A 6,021-nucleotide genomic window follows, 5' to 3' on the forward strand; every position below is an offset into this window, starting at 1 on the left:
AAAAGCGTCCGGGGTGGTGCGGGCGCAGGCGAATGCCGAGCCACGGCCCGGATGCTTTTGCCCGAAGGGCTTGGTCTTGACGGAGGACGGGGCTGCAAGCCCCCAAACAGACAGAAGAAGATCGCAGGGCTCAGATATGAGCCATGCTCAGCAAACGGGCTGCAAAAGCGGCCCGTCAAACGCAAGGAATGGAAGCCGAATGGCCGAGACTATGGGCTCTGTTCACAACAGCCCGGTCCGTAGGATGCGTCTCGTTACCAGAAGCAGTCCATGGGCAGGTTGCCCCACCCCATGTGAATGTCATGGCAGACCCGGCGCAACTCGCCTCAGCCTTTGATGGGCATGAGAACGCAGACGTTTTTGCGCATCGCCGTCAGTCACACTGCAAGGTGCGGTGAACGTGGACACCTTAGACACCAATAATATCTAACGCCTTGAAGAGATCTGAACCGCCGACCACGTGATTGACTGGCTTACATTTGCGTAAAAATTTCCAGTCCGGGCAACGACTTGCTCTAAGAAAAGTCCAGAGTGCGGCCGCGTAGTGTCATAGTCGGCGGCCGATCGCAAAGGTCGCCTCAGCGAATAAAGTGGAGTGGCGCAAGCCGACCCACAATCAAGGAAAAAATTGCGCAATCCTGCCCGTGAGAGCCCTTCTGAGCGATCCATGTATATTGCTTTGGCCCAAAGTTGCACTTTCAGGTATGGATCGATCTCGACTTTCAACCCAACTCAATCGCTCCGGAGCGGGCCATGATAGAACCGGCGCAGCATCTGCCGCGGGTGTTCCAGAACAACCTTCATCGACTCTTTGAGCGTGTCGTAATGCCGAGCATGGTAGGACTCCGCGAACTGCAGAATTGGGACATGGGAACGCCCGACACCCTTGCCGCAGGGCTGGATCGCGCGGAAGCCCAAGTCAATTCGTATACACGCAACGAGGCCGCCAAGGCGTTCATCCTGGTGCTGTCTGCACTTTTCGAGCGCCAGCTGCGCCAATGGGCATTTCACCTTTTCATCCAGCCGCGCAAACCAGACGTCCAGACGCAGCCCTTGTCCGCTTTGCTGGGTGACTGCATGCGGGAAATCGGCATGGACGCAAACAGCCAGGCTATCCGTGACGTACTGGTAGAGGGCCATCGCGTTGCAAACATCGTCCGGCACGGAGATGGAAAGGCGAGTGCGGAACTCAAACGCGCAGCAGCTCGGCTCTGGGAGCAAGATCCGACCGCCTACGTCGACATCAACCCCGGCCCCTCCCCCGATAGCGCCCTGCTCGTCATCAGTGACGAGTACTTGAAAGACTACGCGCGCGCCGGTCTTCGTTTCTGGGGGCGCGCCGATCGGAAGCCCGGAGCGACCGAATATCCACCGTTCTAAAATCGGCGGGCTGATTTCAGCCCTCCGGATCCCCATCATCGCTATCCGATTCGACCGGAATTTGCGGTGAACCGGCGCTTTCTTCCCAGTCGGTGAAGATGGCCTCAAGCTCATCTTCATCTGCATTGTTGTTAGCGAGAAACGAGCGGATAATGTCGTCTGCCTGCTGGTTGCCATTGCGAGCCAGTGAATAAACCTGGCGGACGACATCGGCCGGAGACGCGAAGAATGTTTCCATCGCCCCGCGCGACAGCGTAGACCTTGGACCATATAGTGATTGAAGGAATTTGAGGAGCCAGGCCTCGTTCGACGCACGCGCGGCAACCTTCTGCATCACATCGCCCCGTGCTCCGCCCTGAGACCAGGCATAGAGCATTAACGAGGCATATGGGCTTGGCTCGATACCGTCCAGGTCGAGCTCGGAATATCGCTTCAACATGACAATGCGAGCGACCTCGTATCCCTCGGCCGTCATCAGCCGATCATGAGGGGTCGCCCTGTCACCATAATATCCATGACCGAACGTTTCCTGCCGGAAAATCTCGGTAAGAAAGCCCATCGACGCACTCGTTTCGAAAGCGGATGCGAGCGCCGCTTCGTATCGTGCAGGCGTCGCAGCCTGTATCTGCCTGAGGAGCTTTTCCATGAGGAACCAGATCTGCGGCCGGCCCCATTCTCGCCCCCCTTTATCCTTGGCGAGCTCGTCCGCCGCATCGACCATGCCTTCGATCAGGATTTCGACAGGCCAGGTCTTCAGCGTCTCGTGCGGGGTGAAGCGGAGCTGATCGAACAAGCGTTCTGCCTTAGAGGCACCCGCATCCCCCCTATGGCGATCGATTTCGGCAAGATATGCCGCGACGGCATCCCTTCCTTTCGCCGCCGCCTCGATCAGCCGAGTGATATCGGGTTCGGAAATGCCATCGGCCGGTGCGACCAGTGTAAAGTAGATACGCGCATGGCTTGGGCTGGCAAGCCGCTTTTCCTTGGCGGCCTGTGCCAGTGCACGGCGATCCCCTTGCGAGAAGATCCGGCTATCCTTCTCTGTCCCCAGATTGTAGAGGTCAATTCCGGGAAGGTGCCGATCCAGCTCGTATTGCAGCGCGTCCCAAGTCAAGCCATCCTTTTCCAGTGCCGCATCCAGCGCTTGCGTATGAGCGACTTGATCTTTGTCCGAAACACTGCTGCGACCGCTGCTTAAAGCGGCGTACTCGACCAGGTACTCCTCGACCCAGCGATAAAAGTTGGGCGACCCGATCGCAATGAGCCGAAGCCAGACCAAATCCGGTGTGTCGACGCGATCGGCCAGGCTAGGCCAAAAGACCCTGAGGCTGTCGAGAACGCGAGTAACTGCGCGCGGGTTCTTGAAAACACGGCCACCCGTCTCGTCGATCACCTGCTGAAGCTCCGAGACCCGTGTTTCATCGCAGGTCATGAAGGACTCAAGCTCCTTGGTGAACCAGCGTCTGAGCGCGAAGGATTCCGGCCTCGGCACGGCCACTTCGGTCTGGACAATTTTTTCCAGGTAGGCGGTCCCGCTTGAAACGCCCGTACCAGTCTCGATCGCATGCGCCAATGTGAGCCCATCATAGCAGAGGAGGTAAGAGACATTGGGAAAGTCGGCGACAGAACGGACAAGACGCAGCAATTCAGCGACTTCCGCCGGCTCGAGACGATCGACATCGTCAATCGCAACCACAATCCGACAATCGAGATCGAGCAGCGCTGCGGCCAGCTTTTCCTTCTGCGCGACCAAGGTAGGCCCCTCGGTCTGCTCGGATGCTGCTGCGGCAATCTTCTCGATTACATCGCCGGCCAAGGACGCTCCGGGAACCAGGACGCCGGCCAATCCCGCAAGCTTGCCCACCGGCCCAAGGTGCCGGGCGAAACTACGCACCTGCTCAACGACATCGCCGGCAGCACGTTTGGTTTTGCCGCTCGCATCTCCTCGGGCGGCTTGAACTTCGGTGATGGCCTTGGCCAAGTCTTCAAATAGTGCCATCAACAGTTGATCACGATCACCGATCAACCACGGCCTGAACTCGACAGCTGCGACCTTGGCCCGATCCATCTCGCGTACCCTCGCCAATATCAGCGCGAGCAAGCTCGACTTGCCCGACCCCCATTTTCCTTCAAGGCCGAATACGAAGCCCTTGCTTGCGGCTTGCGAGGTCAGGGATGCGGCGATGCGGTCGGCGAGCGCCGCAAATCCGAACAGGTCTTCATTCTGAGATTGAATCGGCCTATCGCCGTTAAAAGTTGGTTCGCTCATGACGCCACAATGGACGGTTGATCAAACAAAGGCGAGGCAGTCCACCGAAGAGCAGATCGATTTCCGCCCCTCATCAACACACAAAAGCGACCCCGTGTTGTGTTTCTGCGAGATTTTATGCTCACGACTGGAGGAGCTTCGAGACGGTGGAATTCGCCACCCTGGAATGGGTCGACTGGTTCAACCACCGACGACTTCTGGAGCCCATCGGAAATATACCGCCAGCCGAAGCTGAAGAACGCTATTACGCCATGCTGGACGAAGCAGCCATGGCCGCATAACTTCAACGAAATTGCCTCCGGCAAACCCCGTGCGGTTCACAACAACTTCGACGGGCAAAAGCCAGTTCCATAGTTTACATGCGCTCGGAATAACGCTGTCATGCGTTGATCGGGGGAGAATCAATGTATCTGGCAAATTTGAAAGTCTCAAACTTTCGCAAGCTCTCGAACGTATCTCTCGACTTCAACGAGGGGCTCAATATCATTGTCGGACCGAACAACGTCGGGAAGTCGGCGGTGGTTGACGCTCTGCGTTCGTTGCTGGCCGGTGCAGACGATCCGTATCCTCGGCTCACAATCGACGACATCCACACTCCAAAGGGCGGCAAAAGCCGAGGTAGCATACTATTTTCATTCACCTTTAGGGGCCTGACGCTTGCCGATGAGGCAGATTTCCTTCCAGCGTTGAGGATGGGAGTGGACAAAAAACTCGAGGCCGTTCTATCGGTCCAGTATGGTGACCCAGACAAGTCGGGACGCCTCAGAGCAAAGAGGTGGTGCGGGGAGCACGAAGAAACATCGCTTACGTCAGATATTCTGGAAAACCTGCGAAGTGTATATCTTCAGCCGCTGCGGGATGCGGGCCAGTTACTAAAACCTGGGCGGTCGAGCCAGTTAGCGCGCCTCTTTCATTTGCTCACTGATGACGATGGTCGTCAGCAAATCAATGATGCATTAGCGAGACTCGACAGCGACCTGAAAAAACAGGGCCCGCTGCTGGACACGCACAAAGCGATTTTGACCCGCCATGAAAATATGATTGGTGCGCAGTTAAGACAGGCGCTTGAACTGGGACTTTCAGGGACTGACTTCCAAAGACTGGCTGCGCGCTTGTCACTTCTGGTCGATACATTCGAAATTGAACAGAATGGCCTCGGATTCAACAACCTGATTTTCATGGCGGTTGTCCTGAGCGAAATGGCTATGAATCCTGATGCTGCGTTTCGCGGCCTAATCGTCGAAGAGCCCGAGGCTCACTTGCACCCCCAGCTTCAAACCGTACTCCTCAAGTACCTGTCAGACATTAAGACGACAGAGACCGACAAGCCCGTGCAGGTTTTCGTCACCAGCCATTCCCCAAATTTCGCGAGTATCGCGCCCTTAGATACTATCACCTGCCTCATCGAAACTGGAGGCGCCATCAATGCATTTGCTCCTCGCACCATAAGCTTCGAAAAGGGGAAAAAAGAAAAACTTGCTCGATATCTCGACGTCACGCGCGCGGAATTATTTTTCGCCCGAAGAATTATTTTCGTCGAGGGCGCAGCTGAGCTGCTGATGGTCACAACACTCGCCGAAAGCGCTGGATATGATCTACGCCAATACGGAGTGAGCGTTATCAGCGTAGAAGGGTTGAACTTCGATTCATTTCTTCCGCTTTTCGGAGATAGGGCACTTGGGGTCAAGGTCGCCGTCATAACAGATGCAGATCCGGAGAAAATCGTCATCGCTGACAGCGAGCCGGTCGCTCACTACCCTGCGTTAGATGAAGTCATTACCGTTTCCGACAACACGGCAAAGATGAAGAAAAGCGAAGACAGCTTCGTGAAGATATTCCACGGTGTGAAGACGTTCGAATACGATCTTGCGTTGCTTGAAGACAACCGACCGACGATGATTGAAGCGCTAAAGGAAATTCATCCTAAAATAGCAGCGGCTCTGCAGGCTGAGCTAGCATCCAAAACCACCGACCAGGAAAAGGCGACAGCGCTATTCCGAGGAATGTTTGAGCGAGCAGAAGGGAACGTTCAGAAGGGAAAATTCGGCCAAGCGCTAGCATCGAAGATTACTGATGAGAAGAAAATTGTCAAAGCTCCTGCCTATATCATCGATGCGATTAAGCATGTCTGCGGAAACGAAACGGCGCGATGACCAGTATCTCTCCGCAGCAACAGCTTGTTGTTGATCGACCTAGCGGTCGCCTTTGCGTAATTGCATGCGCGGGCAGCGGAAAAACACGCACCGTTGTGCATCGAGTTGCCAAACTCCAAGAACTGCTGAGTGGCGAACGGAGCCGAATAGCCCTTCTTTCCTTCTCCAATGTTGCGGTCGATACATTTCGGCACGACTACCGCGCGATCCAGCAAAAAT

At 55.8% G+C, this 6,021-nt stretch carries 4 protein-coding genes and 1 pseudogene; 4 read left to right on the top strand and 1 reads right to left on the bottom strand.

Annotated features, from left to right (window positions below):
- Positions 1–753 precede the first annotated feature (753 nt).
- A complete protein-coding gene (locus tag PDO_RS08840) occupies positions 754–1,380 on the top strand; it encodes a hypothetical protein (protein ID WP_007600549.1) in 627 nt (208 codons plus the stop codon).
- 16 nt (positions 1,381–1,396) lie between these two features.
- Here the strand turns inward: PDO_RS08840 and PDO_RS08845 are convergent, their stop codons facing one another.
- Positions 1,397–3,649 (bottom strand): KAP family P-loop NTPase fold protein, encoded by a 2,253-nt coding sequence (locus tag PDO_RS08845; RefSeq protein WP_007600551.1) that lies wholly within the window; start codon positions 3,647–3,649, stop codon positions 1,397–1,399.
- Positions 3,650–3,777: 128 nt separating this feature from the next.
- Between PDO_RS08845 and PDO_RS27835 the strand changes: the two are divergent.
- From PDO_RS27835 to PDO_RS27050, 3 genes and pseudogenes are all read left to right on the top strand, one after another.
- Positions 3,778–3,930, top strand: a pseudogene (locus PDO_RS27835) (IS3 family transposase); the annotation flags it as partial.
- 123 nt (positions 3,931–4,053) lie between these two features.
- Complete coding sequence (locus PDO_RS08855) at positions 4,054–5,802, top strand: ATP-dependent nuclease (protein ID WP_007600554.1); 1,749 nt, start codon at positions 4,054–4,056, stop codon at positions 5,800–5,802.
- On the top strand, positions 5,799–6,021 hold a 223-nt coding region (locus tag PDO_RS27050; protein WP_141649862.1), incomplete at its 3' end, for a UvrD-helicase domain-containing protein. The genes PDO_RS08855 and PDO_RS27050, both read left to right, overlap by 4 nt.

This window comes from Rhizobium sp. PDO1-076 (genome assembly GCF_000247475.1).
Classification (GTDB): domain Bacteria; phylum Pseudomonadota; class Alphaproteobacteria; order Rhizobiales; family Rhizobiaceae; genus Allorhizobium.

Bases quoted from the DNA above. Each gene is read 5' to 3' on its own strand.
- PDO_RS08845 (WP_007600551.1), bottom strand. From the start codon at position 3,649: ATGAGCGAACCAACTTTTAACGGCGATAGGCCGATTCAATCTCAGAAT.
- PDO_RS08840 (WP_007600549.1), top strand. From the start codon at position 754: ATGATAGAACCGGCGCAGCATCTGCCGCGGGTGTTCCAGAACAACCTT.
- PDO_RS08855 (WP_007600554.1), top strand. From the start codon at position 4,054: ATGTATCTGGCAAATTTGAAAGTCTCAAACTTTCGCAAGCTCTCGAAC.